Source organism: Halorussus marinus (genome assembly GCF_004521895.1).
In the GTDB taxonomy this organism is placed as follows: domain Archaea; phylum Halobacteriota; class Halobacteria; order Halobacteriales; family Haladaptataceae; genus Halorussus; species Halorussus marinus.
On record NZ_SBIR01000011.1, the window covers coordinates 23,012 to 41,273 of the forward strand.

The 18,262-nt window shown below is 69.7% G+C and carries 16 protein-coding genes, 1 tRNA gene and 1 pseudogene; 14 read left to right on the forward strand and 4 right to left on the reverse strand.

Annotation, left to right across the window (positions count from 1 at the left end; translation table 11 throughout):
- Positions 1-164: 164 nt before the first annotated feature.
- The 4 genes from EPL04_RS14075 to EPL04_RS14090 all read left to right on the forward strand — a co-directional run bounded on the left by EPL04_RS14075 (position 165) and on the right by EPL04_RS14090 (position 2,222).
- Positions 165-830, forward strand: coding sequence for a glycosyltransferase (locus tag EPL04_RS14075; protein WP_134671835.1), 666 nt, complete (start codon positions 165-167; stop codon positions 828-830).
- Between the two features lie 43 nt (positions 831-873).
- Positions 874-1,464 carry an FxsA family protein gene (locus tag EPL04_RS14080; protein WP_134671836.1) on the forward strand — a complete coding sequence of 197 codons (591 nt, stop codon included), beginning with the start codon at positions 874-876 and terminating at the stop codon, positions 1,462-1,464.
- Positions 1,465-1,589: 125 nt separating this feature from the next.
- Positions 1,590-1,663, forward strand: a tRNA-Ile gene (locus EPL04_RS14085).
- A 190-nt stretch (positions 1,664-1,853) separates the two neighbouring features.
- Positions 1,854-2,222 (forward strand): hypothetical protein, encoded by a 369-nt coding sequence (locus tag EPL04_RS14090; protein ID WP_134671837.1) that lies wholly within the window; start codon positions 1,854-1,856, stop codon positions 2,220-2,222.
- Between the two features lie 21 nt (positions 2,223-2,243).
- On the opposite strand, the gene EPL04_RS14095 is transcribed toward EPL04_RS14090, so the two are convergent.
- The gene (locus EPL04_RS14095) at positions 2,244-3,803 is read right to left on the reverse strand and encodes an ABC transporter permease (protein ID WP_245154581.1); all 1,560 of its coding nucleotides are present in this window, start codon (positions 3,801-3,803) and stop codon (positions 2,244-2,246) included.
- 184 nt (positions 3,804-3,987) lie between these two features.
- Here EPL04_RS14095 and solA point away from each other — a divergent pair, with 184 nt between their 5' ends.
- The 6 genes from solA to ppk1 all read left to right on the forward strand — a co-directional run bounded on the left by solA (position 3,988) and on the right by ppk1 (position 11,653).
- Positions 3,988-5,139 (forward strand): N-methyl-L-tryptophan oxidase, encoded by a 1,152-nt coding sequence (gene solA, locus EPL04_RS14100; protein WP_245154582.1) that lies wholly within the window; start codon positions 3,988-3,990, stop codon positions 5,137-5,139.
- Positions 5,140-5,303: 164 nt separating this feature from the next.
- The gene (locus EPL04_RS14105) at positions 5,304-6,797 is read left to right on the forward strand and encodes a hypothetical protein (RefSeq protein WP_134671838.1); all 1,494 of its coding nucleotides are present in this window, start codon (positions 5,304-5,306) and stop codon (positions 6,795-6,797) included.
- 1 nt (position 6,798) lies between these two features.
- The gene (locus tag EPL04_RS14110; RefSeq protein ID WP_134671839.1) at positions 6,799-7,506 is read left to right on the forward strand and encodes an ABC transporter ATP-binding protein; all 708 of its coding nucleotides are present in this window, start codon (positions 6,799-6,801) and stop codon (positions 7,504-7,506) included.
- A 31-nt stretch (positions 7,507-7,537) separates the two neighbouring features.
- Positions 7,538-8,668 (forward strand): ABC transporter permease, encoded by a 1,131-nt coding sequence (locus EPL04_RS14115; protein WP_134671840.1) that lies wholly within the window; start codon positions 7,538-7,540, stop codon positions 8,666-8,668.
- A gap of 106 nt (positions 8,669-8,774) precedes the next feature.
- A complete protein-coding gene (locus tag EPL04_RS14120) occupies positions 8,775-9,515 on the forward strand; it encodes a metallophosphoesterase family protein (RefSeq protein ID WP_134671841.1) in 741 nt (246 codons plus the stop codon).
- Between the two features lie 2 nt (positions 9,516-9,517).
- Positions 9,518-11,653: a polyphosphate kinase 1 gene (gene ppk1, locus EPL04_RS14125; protein ID WP_134671842.1), complete on the forward strand. Its 2,136-nt coding sequence runs from the start codon at positions 9,518-9,520 to the stop codon at positions 11,651-11,653.
- 1 nt (position 11,654) lies between these two features.
- On the opposite strand, the gene EPL04_RS14130 is transcribed toward ppk1, so the two are convergent.
- Positions 11,655-11,930 (reverse strand): hypothetical protein, encoded by a 276-nt coding sequence (locus tag EPL04_RS14130; RefSeq protein WP_134671843.1) that lies wholly within the window; start codon positions 11,928-11,930, stop codon positions 11,655-11,657.
- Positions 11,927-12,934: a DUF7490 domain-containing protein gene (locus EPL04_RS14135; RefSeq protein WP_134671844.1), complete on the reverse strand. Its 1,008-nt coding sequence runs from the start codon at positions 12,932-12,934 to the stop codon at positions 11,927-11,929. Before EPL04_RS14135 ends, EPL04_RS14130 begins: the two co-directional genes overlap by 4 nt.
- A 105-nt stretch (positions 12,935-13,039) precedes the next feature.
- On the opposite strand from EPL04_RS14135, the gene EPL04_RS14140 reads away from it, so the two are divergent.
- The 4 genes and pseudogenes from EPL04_RS14140 to arcD all read left to right on the forward strand — a co-directional run bounded on the left by EPL04_RS14140 (position 13,040) and on the right by arcD (position 17,356).
- Positions 13,040-13,825, forward strand: coding sequence for an HAD-IIA family hydrolase (locus EPL04_RS14140; protein ID WP_134671845.1), 786 nt, complete (start codon positions 13,040-13,042; stop codon positions 13,823-13,825).
- A gap of 37 nt (positions 13,826-13,862) precedes the next feature.
- The gene (locus EPL04_RS14145; RefSeq protein ID WP_167599486.1) at positions 13,863-15,521 is read left to right on the forward strand and encodes a threonyl-tRNA synthetase editing domain-containing protein; all 1,659 of its coding nucleotides are present in this window, start codon (positions 13,863-13,865) and stop codon (positions 15,519-15,521) included.
- 92 nt (positions 15,522-15,613) lie between these two features.
- A pseudogene (locus tag EPL04_RS19535) lies at positions 15,614-15,745 on the forward strand (DUF7560 family zinc ribbon protein); the annotation flags it as partial.
- A 153-nt stretch (positions 15,746-15,898) separates the two neighbouring features.
- Entirely contained in the window at positions 15,899-17,356 is a 1,458-nt protein-coding gene (gene arcD / locus EPL04_RS14150) for an arginine/ornithine antiporter ArcD (protein ID WP_134671847.1), read from the forward strand.
- 48 nt (positions 17,357-17,404) lie between these two features.
- On the opposite strand, the gene EPL04_RS14155 is transcribed toward arcD, so the two are convergent.
- Positions 17,405-18,193 carry a DUF502 domain-containing protein gene (locus EPL04_RS14155; RefSeq protein WP_134671848.1) on the reverse strand — a complete coding sequence of 263 codons (789 nt, stop codon included), beginning with the start codon at positions 18,191-18,193 and terminating at the stop codon, positions 17,405-17,407.
- Between the last annotated feature and the right edge of the window lie 69 nt (positions 18,194-18,262).

Sequence of the window (18,262 nt, forward strand, 5' to 3'; positions counted from 1 at the left end):
TCGAACGGCGTCGGCCTCGGCACTCATAGGGCTCGTCACCGCCGGCTGCCGAGACCGGCTCGGAGCGATCGCCTCGTCATCGGCCGGTCGGTCCTACGACCCCCGGCGGAAAGACCCTTACTCCTCGCCCTCGAACTCCGTCGACCCGAATCGGAGTCCCCACCATGCCCGCAGTCAGCTTCGTCGTCCCCGCGAAAGACGAGGCGGCCTACCTCCCGGACGCGCTGGCGAGCATCCGCGACCAGCGGACCGACCGAGAGTACGAGATCGTCGTCGTCGATGGGGACAGCGACGACGACACCGCCGCGATCGCGCGACGGTACGGCGCCGCGGTCGTCGACCAGCGCGACCCCGGTATCGGCGCCGCCCGCCACCGCGGGGCGCAGGCCGCCGACGGTGAGTGGCTGGCGTTCGTCGACGCCGATACCGCGGTCGATCCGGACTACCTCGACGCGATGTTGGCGTTCGTCCGCGAGAACGGGCTCGCGGCCGCGTCCTCGCGATGTCGCATGCCCGGCTGTCTGCGAGCGACGGCGATGGCGGCGACGATCAACCACGTCTTCCCGCGGCTCGGTCGGCCGATCCTTCCGGGGTTCAACTGCTTCGTGCGCCGGAACGCGTACGCCGACGTCGGCGGGTTCCCGAACGTGCCCAACGAGGACACCGCCTTCAGCCGCGAACTCGCGCGGCGGTACCCGACGGGCTACCACCCCGAGGCGCTGGTCGAGACGTCCCCGCGACGCGTCGAGCGCCTCGGGCTGACCGGGACGCTGGTTCACTACCTCCGTCTCGACTGGAGACGGCTTCGCGACGAAAGCCCTCGCACCTAAAGGGTTTTACCGCGCGAGCGACAATCCGGATCAAGAACGACCGATGAAACGCGCACTCGCCGCGCTCCTCCTCATCCCGCTGCTGGACGCCCTGTTCCTCGTCTTCGTGGCGGCGCAGTTGGGCGCGGTCCCGACCGTCGCGCTCGTGGTGTTGACCGCACTGCTCGGCATGCTGTTCGTCCGCGCCGAGGGCCGCCACACCGTCCGCAAACTCCAGCGGCGCCTCGCCGAGGGCGGCGTCCCGACCGACGAACTCACCGACGGCGCGCTCCTCATCGCCGCGGGCGCGTTCCTGCTCACGCCCGGGCTGGTGACCGACGCGGTCGGGTTCCTGTTGGCCTTCCCGCCGAGTCGCATCCTCGTCCGCGAGGCGGTACAGAAGTGGGTGATCAAACCCTACGTCGAGCAGAAGACCGGCGGGTTCGCCACCGGCAACGTCTACACGTTCGGGTTCCCGAACGCCGAGGACGCGAGCGCGGGGCCGGGCGCAGGCGGCGGGTTCGGTCCCGGCGGTCCCGGCACGGGCGGTGCCGACTCCGGGGAGGCGACGCGCGACTCGTCGACCGACGACGACACCTATCGGATGGACGACGACGCCTACGACATCGACTTCGAGGACGACGAAAACCGGTAGACCGGCGGCTTCGATCGGATCGCCGTGGGGGGCTCGGCGTCGAAAACCCCGTGAGGGCGTACCGAACCGTCGGCGAAAGGAAACGCTTAAACATCCGAGGGGGCAACCAAAGAATGCGCTCACCTGGGCCAATAGCTCAATCAGGTTGAGCGCTCGGCTGATAACCGGGAGGTTCGCGGTTCAAATCCGTGTTGGCCCACCTCCTTTCCGGGCGGGGACTGTCCGTCCGGAAACTGGGGCCGCAACTCCCCAGCCACCTAACTTCGGCACTTATCTTTCGACAGCGTCCCGCTCGTCAGCGCCGGTCGGCGGACGTCGGTCGATCCGGACGAGGCCGACGGTGATTCCGTACCACTAGCTCTAAGTGGGGGTGTTGCCATCTCCAGCGCATGCCGTCTGCCACGGGCGAGCGACTGGCGGGCTACGCGACCGATCAGTTAGGCGACGCCTTACGGACCGTGTTCGTCCTCTTCGAAGACGACTGGAAGCCGATCTACATCCGCGACGACATCCGACAGACCTACACCGAGGACCGCTACGAGCGAGTCGCCGAGTCGTTTCGGATCGACTTCGAGGCGGGGGTTCACGAGCGTCCCGAGACCGAGATCGGATCGAAGGCCGCGATCGTCCACTACCACGACAACGCCTACGTGTTCCAGTTCCCCCACGAGCAGTGTCACAGCGTCCTGTTGAGCGTCGAGCCCGAAGTCGGGTCGAAGCTCTCGTCGTTCATCGACGGGTGTCGCGACCGGCTCTGAGGCCGGCGACCGGGGGCTTGCTCACCGACCGTCGGTTTCGTTGCGAGCGCCCCGTTCGATCTGGATCGACTCGTTGCCGTACACTTCCAGCGTTTCGAGCACGGTGCCGTTATCGGCGACGCGCTGGACGATCATCTCGGGGGCGTCGCCGTCGGTCGACCCCTCGCCGTCGCCGGCGTCGGGCGCGACGGTCGCGCCCCGCAGGAACGCCGACACCTCCTCGGTCTGCTCGACTTCGACGACGTCGCTCGATCGCGCGTTCACGAACGCGATGTACGCGATCCCACTGCTGTCCTCGGGTACCACCCGGACTTCCCAGTAGAACTCCCCGTCAACGACCACCGGGATCGGCTCGGAGGGGGTAAACCGGTTCCAGTCGGTCGTCCGGGCGGCCTGTCGCACGTAGTCGGTCGCCTTCCGGGGCCCGAACAGCGACTCGTTTGGCGAGTACCGCTGGAAGTCGCCGGTCCGGCTGTCGACGGTCCAGACCTCTTTGAGCCCCTGTGCATCGCCGTAGGGCTCGACCGCCACCACGTACTCGGGGCCGTTCTCGGTCAGCACCACGAACGGCTGGTCGTTGTCCTCGCCGGGGACCGGCGCGACCTCGATCTCGTCGCGGTGGCTCGTGAAGGTGTTGACGATGCCGTTGCGGTACTTGGTCGCGGCCACCTTCTGGCGCGCCAGCGAGAGCGGGTAGAGCTTCTGGCCTTCGAGGACCGGATGCGACCGGGCCTCGGCCGGCGAGAGGTCTTCGAGCGAGCCCTCGCTGTCGATCAGCGCGACGCCGCCCCACTCGGGCGTCGTGTGGGGGACCGGCGTCCAGTGAAACTCCGGTTTGGTGTAGGGGACCGCGACGTACTGTTCGCCCTCGTGGACGACCATGAACGGGTCCTCGTAGTCGACGAGGTACTCCCCGTTCTTGACGGTGTGCCACTTGTAGTGGTTGTAGAACGCGGTCCCGATCCCCTTCCGGAGGTCGCCGGTGACGACCTCCGTCTGGGCGTTCTGGCGGGTCATATCGACCAGAACGGTGCCGTGCTGTTGTTTCGTCAGGTGGTTCCACGTCCCGTCGGGCGAGAGCGCGTACGACCAGTGGGGCGTCCCGTTGTAGACGGTGATGTCGCCGCCGCTGATCCGGTACTGGGGGAAGTTCAGCGTGTTCGAGGCGTACCGGCTCGCGACGCTCTTGGTGACGACCCGCGGTCGGTCGGGGTCTACCTCCGAGAGCCCGCCGGTGACCTCGGAGTCGGCCATCGTCGAGGTCCCGAGTTCCTCGCCCGCGAACAGCCCCGCGGCGCCGGTGCCCGCGACGAGCACGACGACGAAGATGCCGAGCGCGGCGTTCGCGGTGAGCGGGAAGTCCCGCCGCCACAGCGTCGCTGTCACCGCGGCCGCGACCGCGCCCGCGACGAGCACCATCGGCGTCGTGTACAGGAGGTAGACGAGCCCCTGGAACCACGGCCTGAAGTACCACCCTATCGCGAGCGCGACGGCCACCAGGACCGCCGCCGCGACCGCGACGCCGCGCGTTATCTCTCTGCCGCCGCCGTCGTCCGAACCGGGAAGCGATTGATCAACCATATTCGAACTCTCCGTTCGGTCGTCTGTGCGTTTACACGTCACGCATAAGTATTAGTCGACGTACATTCCCGGCCGGTCGGTCGTCCCGTTCGCGACCGACAGATTGAGCCCGCGCGAAGCGAGTCGGCCTCGCGACCCTGTCGGACGGGAAAGATATAATATCGCGCTCTCGGGAGTACCGTCAGTGTCTCGCGCGAACGACACCGGCGCGCGCCGCGACGTCATCGTCGTCGGCGTCGGCGGCATGGGAAGCGCGGCCGTTTACCACCTCGCCCGCCGGGGACTGGACGTCCTCGGACTCGAGCGCTACGACGTGCCACACGACATGGGGTCTTCGCACGGCGAGACCCGGATCTTCCGGCTCGTCCAGACGAAACATCCCGACTACGTGGGGCTCGCGAGCCGGGCCGGCGACCTCTGGGACGAGCTGGCGGCCGAGACCGACCGCGACCTCCTGCACCGCACCGGGTCGGTCCACGCCGGCCCCGCCGACGGCGAGTACGTCGCGGACGCGATCGAGTGCTGTGAGGCGAACGACTTCGAGTACGACCTGCTCACCGGCGCCGAACTGTCCGAGCGATACCCCGGCTACGATCTCCCGGCGTCGTACCGCGCGGTCGTCCAGCCCGACGGCGGCTTTCTCGTGCCCGAAGACTGCATCGTCGGCCACGTCGAAGGCGCGCTCGACGCCGGGGCCGAGATCCGCGCCCGGGAGCCGGCGGTCGACTGGCGGCCCGTCGGCGACGGCGTCGAGGTCACCACCGAGCGGGGTCGGTACCGTGCGGACCGACTCGTCGTCGCCGCCGGAGCGTGGACCGGCGAGGTCCTGCCGGCGTTGCGCGAGCACCTCACGCCCGAGCGCCGGGTCATGGCGTGGTTCCGTCCGGAGGCGCCCGAGCGGTTCACCCCCGAGTCGTTCCCGGTCTTCATCGTCGACGGCGAGGACCACCACACCTACGGCTTCCCGATCCACGACGTGCCCGGCATCAAGATCGGCCGGACCCCGGAGGATCCGGAGGCGGTCGACCCCGATCGGATGGACCGCGAGCCGACCGACGCCGAGGCGGCCCGGTTGCGGGCGGCCGTCGAGGCCCAGTTTCCGGCCGCCGCCGGGACCACTCTCGGGCTCAAGACGTGTCTCCTGACCCGGTCGCACGACGGCCACCACTACCTCGGGCGCCACCCCGACCACCCGCAGGTGGCGGTCGCCGCCGGGTTCACCGGCCACGGCTTCAAGTTCTGTAGCGCGGTCGGCGAGGCGCTCGCGGACCTATCAGTGGATGGGGTTGTCGAGCGCGAATACGACCTCGACCTGTTCGCCCTCGATCGGCTGTAGACCGACACTTTCCTGTCTGTATCGTAATAGTTATCCGGCCGCTTTCCCGTGTTACGTCTACACAGGTAGCCGAACGGTTCAGTCGACGGCGCCGAACCACGACCCTCCACACGCGGAGTCGCCGTCTGACGCCGCTTCAACCCCCACGAGATTCACTGTACACAATGACGCGAAAATCCGTCCCAACGTTGCTCGTAACGATTCTCGTCGTCGCGACCGTCGCGCCAGCAGGCGCGGGCACCGCGGTCGCCGACGACGACTTCGTCTCGGTGTCGGTCGACGCCCCCGACTTCCCGTCGCCCGAACAGCCGTTCCGGATCGCGGCCACCGTCACGAACGCCGAGTCGTCGAACACCGCCTACAGCGTGAGCCGGCTCGAACTCCGCGACGGCGAGATGCGAAGCTCGAAGCTCCGCGAGAGTCACCAGCCCGGCCCGACAACGGTCGAACCGGGCGAGACCGAACGCCGCGGGTTCGAGGCCACGCTCAACAACACCGGCGAGCGCGACCTCTACGTCCACGTCGTCCTCGAGAGCCGTGACGGCCAACAGCGGCGGGTCGTCCACCCGCTCACGCTCCGCGTGAACGGCGAGCACCCCCAGCTGTCGCTCGACACCGAGTCAGCGGTCTCGCTCGACGCCCGCACGATGACGGTCACCGTCTCGAACGGCCGCGACGACGCCATCAGACAGCTCTCGGTCGACGTCGACGGCGAGGACGTCTCGATCGAGGAGGACGCCAAGATCCGAGCCCGCCTCGAGAGCGGCGCGGAAACCGACTTCGAGTTCACCGGCGGGGTCGAGGAAGCCGGCGAGTACCCCGTCGAGGTCGAGCTCTCGTACACGACCGCCGACGGCGAGAGCCGCCGGCTGACCCGGCTGTTGCGGGCTGACTTCACGCCGCCGGCCCAGCCGACCGACCACCCCCAGCTCGCGGTCGAGACGGAGTCGGCCGTCGAGGGTGCGTGGCGGTCGCTCAACGTCACCGTCTCGAACGGGATGGAGAGTGCGGTCCGACAGGTCTCGCTCGAAGCCGACAGCGACGACGTCACGATCCGCGAGAACCGCCGGGTCGTTCCCTCGCTGGCCGGCGGGTCCGAGCGGACGTTCTCCTACCGCGCCCGGAGCGCCGAGTCGGGGACGTATCCGGTGAACCTCACCCTGACCTACACCGACGGCGACGGCGTCGAACGCCGGATCACCCGGACCGCCACCGCCGACCTGACTCCGCCCGACAACCCCGGTAACGTCTCGCTGACGGGCGTGAACGCCGAGTGGCAGGGCGACCGGCTCACCGTCTCGGGGAGCGCCGCCAACCTCGGCGGCGAAGCGGTCGAGAGCGTGGTCGTGAGCGTCGCCGACGCCCAGAACGTCCGGAAGGCCCAGCCCCAGCCCGAGTACTTCGTCGGGACGGTCGACTCGAGCGACTTCGTCACCTTCGACGTGAACGCCGAACTCTCGAACAACCGGACGACCGTCCCGCTTCGGGTGAGCTACGTCGTCGACGACGTGACCCGGACTCGGACCGTCGAGGTCGACGTCGGCCCCGCGCCGTCCGGCGACGAATCGAACTCGGGCGGGAGTTCGATCCCGCTGGTCCCGATCGGCGGGCTGGTCGCGCTCCTGATCGTCGCGGGCGTCTGGTGGACCCGCCGGTAAGATGTCGCTGGTCACCGGAACCGACGTCGTCAAGGAGTACGAGACCGGCGGAGAGACGGTCCGCGCGCTCGCTGGCATCGACTTCGAGGTCGAGCGCGGCGAGTTCGTCTCCATCGTCGGCCCCAGCGGGAGCGGGAAGTCGACCCTGCTCAACATCCTCGGGCTGCTCGATGTCCCGACGCGGGGAACCGTGTTGCTCGACGGCGAGGACGTCTCGACGCTGACGACCGCCGAGCGGACCGACCGCCGGAGCGAGACCATCGGGTTCGTCTTCCAGAGTTTCTTCCTCGTGCCGACGCTGACCGCCCGGGAGAACGTCGAGGTCCCGCGACTGCTCGCGGGCGAGCCCAAAGAGACCACCCGGCGGGCGACCGAACTGCTCGAACGCGTCGGGCTGGGCGACCGGCTCGACCACTACCCCGACGAGCTGTCGGGCGGCCAGAAACAGCGGGTCGCGATCGCCCGGTCGCTGGTGAACCAGCCCGACCTCCTGTTGGCCGACGAGCCGACCGGCAACCTCGACCGGGACACCGGCGACGTCATCCTCGACGAGTTCGGCCAGATCTGCGAGGACGACGACGTCGCGGTGGTGACGGTCACCCACGACGACTACGTCGCCGACTACGCCGACCGGGTGGTCGAGCTCATCGACGGCTCGATCGTGTCGGGCGCGGACGCCGAACACAGTCGGGGTGACCGGCGTGCTTGAGCCGCTGTGGCGGCGCGTCCCGACGTTCCTGATGGCCCGCCGAAACCTCGCGCGGGCCCGCACCCGGACCGCGCTCGCGGTGCTTGCGATCGTCATCGGCGTGGTCGCCATCGCGTCGCTCGGGATGTTCGGCGTCGCGTTCAAGGAGGCCCAGCTCGAGACTATCGGCGAGATCGGGAGCGACCTCCAGGTGTACGCGAGCGGCGAGAAAGACCCCGCCTACCTCACCGACAGCGACGTCCAGATCATCGACCGCCTCGCCGGCGACAGCGAAATCGTGCCGCTGAAACAGCGACAGTCCCGGACGGTCGGCGAGGGGTCGGGCGGCGTGACCGTCTACGGAGTCACAGATCCCGAGTCGCTCTACGAGGTCCGTCGGGGGTCGATCCCGGGCAACTGGCGGAAGGGCGCGCTGATCGGCCAGACGTTCGCGGATCGGAACGACCTCGAACCGGGCAACAAGCTCGAACTCCGGCGCACCGTCACCCGCGACGGCCAGCCGGTCGAGGTCACCGAGACCTATCGAGTGCAGGCCGTCCTCCAAGACGAGGGTCAGGCCGCGCCAGCGCGCCCGAACGACGCGGTCGTCCTGCCGGTCGAGCAGTTCGACGGCGAGGGCTACAGCCAGGTCATCGTCCGGACCGACGGCGCGACCGAGGCCAACGCGACCGCGATGGCGATCCGCGACGAGTTCAACGGTCGCGAGGAGCTCATCAACGTCTTCGAGCGCGCCGACGTCTCCGAGCAGATCGATCAGGCGTTCGCACAGATCAACCTCTTTCTCATCGGGATCGGCGCCATCTCGCTGGTGGTGGCGGGGGTCAGCATCACCAACGTGATGCTGATGAGCGTCATCGAACGCAAGCAGGAGATCGGCGTGCTCCGGGCGGTCGGCTACCACCGGATGGACGTGCTCCGGATCATGCTCGCGGAGGCGGCGCTGCTCGGACTGACCGGCGCGATCCTCGGGACCGCGATCAGCTTCGCGGTCGGATCGCTGATCAACGGCGCGTTGCTCGGCGATCCGCTCGCGTTCAGCGCGGAGGCGCTCCGGTACGCCGTGGTCGGGTTCGCCTTCGGCGTGACCGCGAGCGTCGTCGGCGGGCTCTATCCGGCGTGGAAGGCCGCCGAGTCCGAGCCCGTCGAGGCCCTCCGGGGCTGAGATCCCGACCGCCCGCCTCGACCGTCGGTTTCGGACCGCTACCGGCCCCTATATAGCGTTCATAGCAATCCGTTAATACCGGCTCTCCGAACCGCTGGACGATCACATGGGAGTTACACGGACCGAGCGACGCGATTCGGAGATCCGACCGGTGTTCGGCCCCGCAGTCGAGCCCCGCCACGAGCGCCTCGACGCCGACGAGTGGCACAGCGTCACCGTCGTCGGCGACGTCCACGGCTGTCGTCGGGAGCTAGAAGCCCTCCTCGATCGGCTCGACCCCGGCGACGACGACCTCGTCGTGTTCGTCGGCGATCTGGTCCGGAAGGGCCCCGACACCCGGGGCGTGCTCGAACTCGTCCGCGACAGCCCGAACCTCCGGAGCGTGCTCGGGAACAACGAGGCGAAGTACCTCCGGGGAGAGACCGGACTCGACCTCCCCGAGTCGCTCGCGACGTTCGTCGAGAACCTCCCGGTCGCGATCTCGTGGCCGGGCGGGCTCGTGGTCCACGGCGGCGTCGACCCCCGGCGGGCGCTGGCCGACCACGATGCGACCGACCTGCTGAACATGCGCGCGCCCCGGGCCGACGACGCCTACGAGGGCCCGCTCTGGTACGACGAGTACGAGGGCCCGCCCCGGATCTTCTTCGGTCACACCGTCCACGGGCGCGCGACCGAGCGCGAGCACGCGGTCGCGCTCGACACCGGCTGTGTCCACGGCGGCGAGCTGACCGCCTACGACTGTGCGGCCGGGGCGTTCGTCTCGGTGCCGGCCCGCGAGCAGTACCTCGACAGGAGCGACGACAAGGTCGTCGCGCCCGACGGCGACCGCGACGCCGTGATCCCGTAGTCATGGCGGACGACGAGTCGATAGCCGGCGACGCCGAACCACCGGCCGACGACGGGACGCTCGACCGCTTCGATCGGACCGACCCCGACCTCTATCTCAACCGCGAGCTCTCGGAGCTCGCCTTTCAGCGGCGCGTCCTCGCGGAGGCTCTCGACGACGACAACCCCCTCCTAGAGCGGGTCAAGTTCCTCGCGATCGTCACCACGAATCTCGACGAGTTCTTCCGCAAGCGGGTCGGCGGGCTGAAACAGCAGATCGCGGCGGGCGTCGAAGAGCGCACCCCCGACGGCCGCACGCCCCGCGAGCAGTGGATCGAGGTCTTGGAGACGGCTCGGCCGCTCTTCGAGCGCCAGACCGAGTGCTACCGCGAGGCGATCCGGCCCGCGCTCGCCGAGATCGGCGTCGAGATCCTCGAGTACGACGATCTCACCGACGCCGAGCGGGCCGACCTGCGGACGTACTTCGAGAGCTCGGTGTTGCCGACGCTGACGCCGCTGACGTTCGACCCCGCGCATCCGTTTCCCCACATCTCGAACCTGAGCCTGTCGCTCGCGGTGCTGACCCGCGAGGACCCCGGTGCCGATCCGACTTTCTCGCGGGTGAAGGTGCCCCAGAACCGCTCGCGGCTCGTTTCGGTCGGCCACGACGCCGACGACCGGTTCGTCCTGCTCGAAGACGTGATCGCCGACAACCTCGAACTGCTGTTCCCGAACGTCGAACTCGTCGATCACTCGCTGTTTCGGGTGACACGGAACGCGGAGGTCGGCCGCGACGGGGAGGTCGCCGAGGACCTCATCGAGATGATCGAGGAGGTCCTCGAAGAGCGCCGATTCGCCACCGTGGTCCGACTGGAGATCGAGTCCGACGCCCATCCCGCGATCCGCGAGGTGCTCACCGAACAGCTCGGGCTCACCGAGCGGGAGGTGTTCGAACTGCCCGGCCCGCTCGACTTCCGGGACTTCGCGTCGCTGACCGACCTCGAGTACCCGGACCACAAGCTCGCCGAGTGGACTCCAAAGCCCCACCCGCGGCTGGCCGACAGCGACGACATCTTCGCCACGATCCGGGACGACGACGTGCTCGTCCACCACCCGTACCACTCGTTCGGAGGCACCGTCCAGCGGTTCCTCGAATCCGCGGCTCGCGACCCCGACGTGCTCGCGATCAAGGCCGCCATCTACCGGACCGCCAGCGACTCGCGGATTATCGAGACGCTCATCGAGGCCGCGCGCAACGGCAAGCAGGTCGCGGTGATGGTCGAACTCAAGGCCCGGTTCGACGAGCAGAACAACCTGGAGTGGGCGAAGAAGCTCGAATCCGAGGGCATCCACGTCGCCTACGGGACGATCGGCTACAAGACCCACACCAAGGTGTCGCTGGTCGTCCGCGACGAGGGCGATCGGGTCCGGCTCTACTCGCACGTCGGGACGGGCAACTACCACTCCGAGACCGCAAAGCGTTACGAGGACCTCGGACTGCTGACCGCCGATCGGGACGTGGGCCAGGACCTCGTGAAGCTGTTCAACTACTTCACCGGCCACTCGCTCCACGAGCAGTACCGCAAGCTGCTGGTCGCGCCCGGCAACATGCGCGAGCGGTTCGTCGACCTCGTCCGGAACGAGGCCGAGTGTGCGCGTCGAGGCGAGGACGCCCGCATCGTCGCGAAGATGAACCGGCTCGAGGACCCCGAACTCGTCGCCGAACTGTACGAGGCGTCGATGGCCGGCGTCGACGTCGACCTCGTGGTCAGAGACATCTGCCGGCTCCGACCGGGCGTGGAGGGCGTCAGCGAGAACATCGACGTTTACAGCGTCGTCGGGCGATTCCTCGAACACTCGCGGGTCTGGCGCTTCGCGAACGACGACCCCGGCTACTACCTCGGGTCGGCCGACTGGATGAGTCGGAACCTCGACAATCGGGTCGAGGCGGTGGCGCCGATCGAGTCGCCGGCGTTGCGGGCCGAACTGGATCGGCTCCTCGACGCGTTGCTCTCGGACGATCGGAACCGATGGGAGATGGCCGCCGACGGGAGCTACGAGCGAGTCACCCCCGAGGAAGGCGCGTCGACCGGCGCGGCCCAACAGCGGTTCATGCGGGAGGCCGAAGACGCCGCCCGTCGGCTCGACGACCGGCGGTGACTCACTCCCCGCTCAGTCGGCGGACGCTCCACGAGATGCCGATCCCGGCCGCGAGAAGCACCACCAGATTGAACGCGGTCCGGTACAGCGGCTGGTAGCGCCGCGAGATGAACGTGTCGATAGTCGCGCCGACGCTGGCGTAGAGTTGCGCGACCGCGACGACCGCGAGCAGGGCGAAAAGCCCCAGCGCGCCGCGGTAGATGTTGGTCCGCACGTCGAAGCCGGTGGTCGACGGAGCCGGTTCCTCGGTCGCGTTCGGATCGTCTGTCTCGGTCATGTCTGTCTCCGTGCGAGCAGTACCGCGCCGACGAGCGCCGCGAGCGCCCCGACGGCGGTGAATCCGGGGATTCCGCCGCCGCCGCCGTCGTAGCTGGCCTCGGTCGTCTCGCGCCTCGGTGCGTCCTCGCCGCGTTCGAAGTCGCTCACCTCGACGCCGACCTCCCGGACGGTCTCGTTGACCGAGAGGGTCTCGGTCGGGTTCAGGTTCGCCGCGCTCCGGGCGGTGCCGACGACCACGCCGTCCTTCCAGAGCACCGCGTCGAGGTAGTAGTTGTAGCCGTCGGGCACCTCGAGTTCGGCGCTCGGCGAGGCGGTCCGCCCCGGCGCGATGGTGCCGACCCGGACGGTCGTGCGGTCGGCGACGATGTTCGAGTCGGCCTGCCGGGCGGTGAGGACGACCCGGAGCTGTTCGGAGGCGGCGTCGCCGTCGTTGGTGAGGGCGGTCGAGACGTTCAGGACGGTGCGGTTCCCGTCGGTCTCGGCGACGCTGTACTCGACGGCGGGGAGGTCGCCGCCGAGCCAGTGGAATCGCACGTCGGTCTCGGCATAGGCGGGGGTGAGCGTCCCCACGCCCCGGACCGCTTTACTGCCCTCGCCGATGCGCTCGCCGTCGCGGAACACCACGGTCTCGATCCGGTAGCCGCCCGATCGCTCGACCGAGAGGTTCTGGACCACCGACACCTCGCGGTCGCCCGAGATCGGCGGGACCGCGACCTCGTCGGTGGTCTCGACCAGCCCGGAGTCGAGGTGGACCGCCCGGACGAGGACGGTGACGTTCTCGTCGTCGCCGCCACGGTGGTCGAGGCGGGTCTCGACCGACAGCGTCGCCGTGGCGCCCGACACCTCGCCGGGGGTGATCGACACCTCCTCGATGTCGAGGTAGCTCGGGCGGACGTCCTCGGGTTCGGCGTCCGCCACCGCCCCCGGGACCGCGGCGGCCGCGACGACCGACACCGCGACGACGGCGGCGATCGCGACTGCCAGCATCGTCTCGCGGTTCATGTTCGGCCGGTTACGTGTGGCGGGCAAGTACTTTGTGGTCGGGCGATCGGACCGACGCGATCGCGGGCCACAGACCCTTGTGGCGGCGGTCCTAACTCCCGCTCGATGACTGGCTTCGAAAGCGTCGTCCTCGACGTCGACGGCACGCTGGTCCGGGGCGGCGACCCCGTCCCGGGCGCGATCGGCGCGCTCGATCGACTCCGGGAGACCGGGGCCGACGTGTTGCTGTTCTCGAACAACCCCACCCGGGAACCCGCGTCCTACCGCGAGTGGCTCGCCGACCTCGGGTTCGAGGTTCGCCCCGGCGAGGTGCTGACCTCCGGGGTCGTCACCGCCGAGTACCTCGCCGACGAGCACCCCGGAGACCCCGTCTACGTCGTCGGCGAGCAGGGGCTGTGTGACCTGCTCGCGGCTCGCGACCGTGCGTTGACCGACGATCCCGAGACCGCGGCGGTCGTGGTCGGGTCGATCGACCGGGAGTTCACCTACGACCGCCTGCGCGACGGGCTGTGGGCGCTCGACGGCGCGACGTTCGTGGCGACCGATCCCGACCGCACGATCCCGGTCGACGGTCGCCCGTTGCCCGGTTCGGGCGCGATCGTGGCCGCGCTCGCCGGCGCGGCCGACCGCGACCCCGAGGCGGTGCTCGGCAAGCCCTCCGAGCGGGCCGCGACCGCGGCGCTCGACCGCGTCCGGGCGGACGCCGGGTCGTGTCTTGTGGTCGGCGACCGCCTCGACACCGACCTCGCGATGGGCGAACGGGCGGGGATGACGACCGCGCTCGTGCTGTCCGGCGTGGCGACCCGCGAGGACGCCGCGGCCGCCGACCCGGCGCCCGACTACGTGCTGGAGTCGATCGCGGACCTCCCGGCCGCGCTCGCCGACCGGTAGGGCCACGCTTTTGGCGCCGCGACCGGTCTCGATGCACATGCGAGTACTGTTCGTCCACGCCGACCGCGTCGCGTTCGAGGCGACGACGGCGGTCGAGCCGGGGGTCGACGCCGCCGAGCCCGACGGCGCTCCGTCCGCGGGCGAGCTCACCGACTGCGTGGCCGCGTTCGTCGGCGTCGAGTCGGCCGACGCGACCGCCCTCGACGCGGTGGTCGCCGACGCGGCCGACGAGCTTCGGGCCGCGATCGACCGCCTGAACGCCGACGGCGCCGTCCTCTCGCCGGCTGATCACCTCGTCGACGACCCCGCCGACGCCGAGCGCGTCCGGACCGTCCTCCGGGGGCTCGACGCCGCGATCGCTCCCGAGATCGAGGTGGTTCGCGCGCCGGTCGGGTGGCACGCCGCGCTCGACCTCTCGGCGAAGGGCCACCCGTTCGCGCGCCGATCGGTCCGGATCGACCCCGCAGACGCCCGCGAGGCGCCGCCGACCGAGCGCCGACTGCTCGGAGCCGACGGCGAGCTCACCCACCCCGAAGACCTCGACGCGGCGCTCGACGACGCCCGCGCCGTCCTCGACGCCGACCCGACGGGAGCGTTCGCGGGCGACCGCGGCGACGGGCTCGCGGTCGAGCGCCTGCGCGAGTCCGGACTCGCCGACTCGCCCGACGACGACGGCGGGCTCCGGTGGCTCCCCCGCGGCGCGGTGGTCCGGGACGTGCTGGCGGCGTACGCCGCGGACCTCGCCGCCGAACGCGATGGGGCGCCGATCGAGACCGCCGGCGTCGACGGCGTTCGAACCGGCGGGGACGCCCCGTCGGTCGCCGATCCGGGCGTCGAGTCGACCGATCGGCCGGCGTGGCGCTTCGATCCCGGCCGCGAGACGCCCGAACTCCGCGCCGCGACGCGCGACCCCGAGCGCGCCCGCGAGGCGTTCCGAGCCGGCGTCGAGGTGGCGAGCCGGGCGAGCGAGGCGCTGGGCCTCGACGCCCGGCCGATGGTTCGGGCGACGCGGGCGTTCTACGCCGACAACGAGACGTGGCTCGCCGAACTGACCGGGGCGTTCGACGCGCCGGTCCCCGTCGAAGTCTCCGAGAAGAAGCGCGGCTCGCGGTCGCTCGCGCTCGATCTGCTCACGATAGACGCCGACGACCGGGCGCTCGCGACCGCGGGGGTCCGGCTCGACCGCGCCGCACCCGACCGCGATGGCCCGGAGTCGGACGGCCCGGTCAGACGCGTGCGGTGTGCGCCGGTCGGGCGGCTCGACCGCGCGGTCGACGCGCTGGCCGCGAGCGCGGACCGCCGGGACCCGCCGGGGATCCCGACGTGGCTCGCGCCGACGCAGGTCCGGCTCGTCCCGGTCGCCGACCGACACCTCGCCCGGTGCGAGGCGGTCGCGACGGCCCTCGAACCCGGCGGCGTTCGGGTCGATATCGACGACCGAACGGCGACCGTCGGCGACCGACTCGCGGACGCGGCGGCCGACTGGGTCCCGTACTACGCGGTCGTCGGGGACCGCGAGCGCGACCGCGACACGCTCGCGGTGACGGTCGGCCGCGAGGCGACCGAGCGCGAACTGACGGTCTCACAGCTCCGCGAGGCGGTGGCGGCGGCCGTCGGCGACAAGCCCCGCTCCAGACTGTCGACGCCCCGGCGTGTGAGTCGGCGGCCGCGGTTCGCGGACCGAGGAGATCGGTAACTCCGGCTCGATCACGGGCGGGTGGCGGTGAGCACTCAGTCGCCGGGCGTCCGGCGTTCGATCTCGAACCCCTCGATTTCTTCGACTGTTCGGAGTGTACGGCGCAGGTGATCGTCGACGCCGACATCCGATCGGAGTTGCTGACCACTGGGTGCGTCCTGTGTGAGACGCCGGTCTCGTCCGACGCGTTTCTCCGGGCGACCGACGCTTGCCGATCAGAGTGATCGTCGTCGACCCACTCTGAGTGACGCGTGTCGAAATCGCCGCGCCGTCTGGGAACTGTTAGTACGACTTGCGGTACCGACTCACACTTTAAATATTCTTTATACGAATAAAAAGAACGAGTTTTAATACTCTCAGTCATTAGACGGTGGCGAATGCCTTCGCTCGACTTCGAACCGCTGACCTACGAGGAACTGTCGCCGGAGCGTCGGCCGACGCTCTCGCAGGCGCTCGTGCCGGTTCTGGGGGTCGTCGTCTTCCTCGGGATCGGCTCGGGGTATCTGAAGCTCGCGCCCCACGCGCCGTTGCTCTGGAGCATCGTGTTGACCGGACTGGTCGCGACCTACTGGCTGGGCCTGTCGTGGAACGACGTCTACGACGGGATCGCGAAGGGGCTGATGATGGGCCTGCAGGCGGTGCTCATCCTCTTTACGATCTACGCGCTCATCGCGACGTGGGTCAGCGCCGGGACGATCCCGGGGCTGATGTACTACGGGCTGTCGGTGCTCACCCCCGAGGTGTTCCTGCCCGCGACCGCGCTGCTCGCGGCGGCGGTCGCGTTCTCGATCGGGTCGTCGTGGACGACCGCCGGGACGCTCGGAGTCGCGTTCATCGGGATCGGCTCGGGACTGGGCATCCCCGAGCCGATGACCGCCGGCGCGATCCTCTCGGGCGCGTACGCCGGCGACAAGCAGTCGCCGCTGTCGGACACCACCAACCTCGCGGCCGCGGTCACCAACACCGACCTCTACGACCACATCCGGTCGATGCGATGGGGGACCCTGCTCGCGTTGGGCATCTCGGTCGTGCTGTACGCCGCGCTCGGCCTCCGGGCCGGCGGCGCGATCCCCGCCGGACAGGTCGCCGAGATTCAGGGCGCGCTCGCGGGGACTTACGACATCTCACCCCTCGTCTTTCTCCCGCTGGTCGTCACCTTCGGACTCGCGCTGTCCGGCTACTCGGCACTGCCGTCTCTGGTCGCGGGCGTGTTCGCCGGCGTGCTCACGACCGTCCTCCTGCAGGGCCAGTCGTTCGTCGTCGGCTGGGAGATATTCCTCAACGGCACCGAGCCCGCGACCGGGGTAGAACGGGTCGACAGACTCCTGCACAGTGACGGCCTCTCGGGCTCCGCGTGGACTATCACCGTGGTCGTCGCGGCGCTGTCGCTGGGCGGCCTGCTCGAATCGACCGGCATCCTCGCGGTGCTGGCCCACCGCCTCGCCGCCAGCATCCGGAGCCGATCGAGCCTCATCGTCAGCACCGGCGTCGGCGCCATCGTCGTCAACGTGCTCTCGGCCCAGCAATATATGTCGATTGTCGTGCCCGGGATGTCGCTCCGGAACCTCTACGACGAGTACGACCTCGACAGCGAGAACCTCTCGCGGGCGGTCGAGGCCGCCGGGACCCCGACCGGCGCGCTCATCCCGTGGCACGCCGGGGCGGTGTACATGTCCGGCGCGTTCGGCGTGGCGACGCTGGAGTACTTCCCGTACTACTTCTTCGCGTTCCTCTCGCCGCTCGTCCTGTTCGCGATGGGTCTGACCGGCTGGGGGATCACCGAAAAGCGGGTCGACGCCGGCGACGGTCGGTCGGCCGCGGCGGCCGACGACTGACCCGGACGCGTGGTCGCGACGAGCGCCGACGGCCCGGTCCGCGTCCGTTCAGTCGGCTTTCGCCGGGCTGTCCTCGTCGTGTTCGACGCCCGGGATGTTGCCGATCGCGAAGTCGCCGTCGTCGTCCTCGCCGCCGGCGATCCCGGTCGTGACGATCGTCCGGACTCCCTCCTCGACGGTCATGTCGACGTCGTACACCCTGTCTTCGGGGATGTGAGCCAGATAGCCGCCCATCACGGGATTGGGAGCGAACGGCAGGAACATCGCCACGAGCTCGTCCTCGCCGACCGCCTCGCCGATCGCGGGCGGCGACTGTGCCGTCTCGAACCCGAGGACGTACGACCCGTCGCGGGGGTACTCGACCACCTTCACGTCCTCGAAGTTCTCGGCCTCGCTCCCGAGCATCGCGTCGCCGACCCGTCGGACGCTCTGGTAGACCGTCCCGATTCCGGGAATCTCGGCGAGCGCGTTGTCGACCACGACCACGATGCGCTCGCCGTACCTGACGTGTGCGAGGCTCCCGACGCCGACGATACTGCCCACGAGGATGATGACCGCGACCACCTGCGGGAGGTAGCCGAACACCGCTCTGGGAACCGCCATCCCGAGGTCGACCCACACCGACCGGAGGACCCCGACGACGCCTGTCCACTCGAGCGCCGCCACCATCGGCGCGAACGCGCCGGCGATGAACTGGATGACCGTCGCCAGCACCCAGAGTGTCACCACCAGCGGCACGATGATGGCGATGCCTGTTATCGCGACAGTGAGCAGTCCGTCGTAGATCGATTCCCCGCGCTGTCGGGCCGCCTCGGTCGGCGATTCTGCGCGTCCCATCGTACGGTACCGACTCCACAGCCGACAATAGGGGTTGTGGCGGATTCGCGGAAAGCGAGGCCGGCTACC

What these genes read in the sequence shown, in the direction of transcription:
- EPL04_RS14075 (WP_134671835.1), top strand. Translation starts at nt 165, where the DNA reads ATGCCCGCAGTCAGCTTCGTCGTCCCCGCGAAAGACGAGGCGGCCTAC.
- EPL04_RS14080 (WP_134671836.1), top strand. Translation starts at nt 874, where the DNA reads ATGAAACGCGCACTCGCCGCGCTCCTCCTCATCCCGCTGCTGGACGCC.
- EPL04_RS14090 (WP_134671837.1), top strand. Translation starts at nt 1,854, where the DNA reads ATGCCGTCTGCCACGGGCGAGCGACTGGCGGGCTACGCGACCGATCAG.
- EPL04_RS14095 (WP_245154581.1), bottom strand. Translation starts at nt 3,803, where the DNA reads ATGGTTGATCAATCGCTTCCCGGTTCGGACGACGGCGGCGGCAGAGAG.
- EPL04_RS14105 (WP_134671838.1), top strand. Translation starts at nt 5,304, where the DNA reads ATGACGCGAAAATCCGTCCCAACGTTGCTCGTAACGATTCTCGTCGTC.
- EPL04_RS14110 (WP_134671839.1), top strand. Translation starts at nt 6,799, where the DNA reads ATGTCGCTGGTCACCGGAACCGACGTCGTCAAGGAGTACGAGACCGGC.
- EPL04_RS14115 (WP_134671840.1), top strand. Translation starts at nt 7,538, where the DNA reads ATGGCCCGCCGAAACCTCGCGCGGGCCCGCACCCGGACCGCGCTCGCG.
- EPL04_RS14120 (WP_134671841.1), top strand. Translation starts at nt 8,775, where the DNA reads ATGGGAGTTACACGGACCGAGCGACGCGATTCGGAGATCCGACCGGTG.
- ppk1 (WP_134671842.1), top strand. Translation starts at nt 9,518, where the DNA reads ATGGCGGACGACGAGTCGATAGCCGGCGACGCCGAACCACCGGCCGAC.
- EPL04_RS14130 (WP_134671843.1), bottom strand. Translation starts at nt 11,930, where the DNA reads ATGACCGAGACAGACGATCCGAACGCGACCGAGGAACCGGCTCCGTCG.
- EPL04_RS14135 (WP_134671844.1), bottom strand. Translation starts at nt 12,934, where the DNA reads ATGAACCGCGAGACGATGCTGGCAGTCGCGATCGCCGCCGTCGTCGCG.
- EPL04_RS14140 (WP_134671845.1), top strand. Translation starts at nt 13,040, where the DNA reads ATGACTGGCTTCGAAAGCGTCGTCCTCGACGTCGACGGCACGCTGGTC.
- EPL04_RS14145 (WP_167599486.1), top strand. Translation starts at nt 13,863, where the DNA reads ATGCGAGTACTGTTCGTCCACGCCGACCGCGTCGCGTTCGAGGCGACG.
- arcD (WP_134671847.1), top strand. Translation starts at nt 15,899, where the DNA reads ATGCCTTCGCTCGACTTCGAACCGCTGACCTACGAGGAACTGTCGCCG.
- EPL04_RS14155 (WP_134671848.1), bottom strand. Translation starts at nt 18,193, where the DNA reads ATGGGACGCGCAGAATCGCCGACCGAGGCGGCCCGACAGCGCGGGGAA.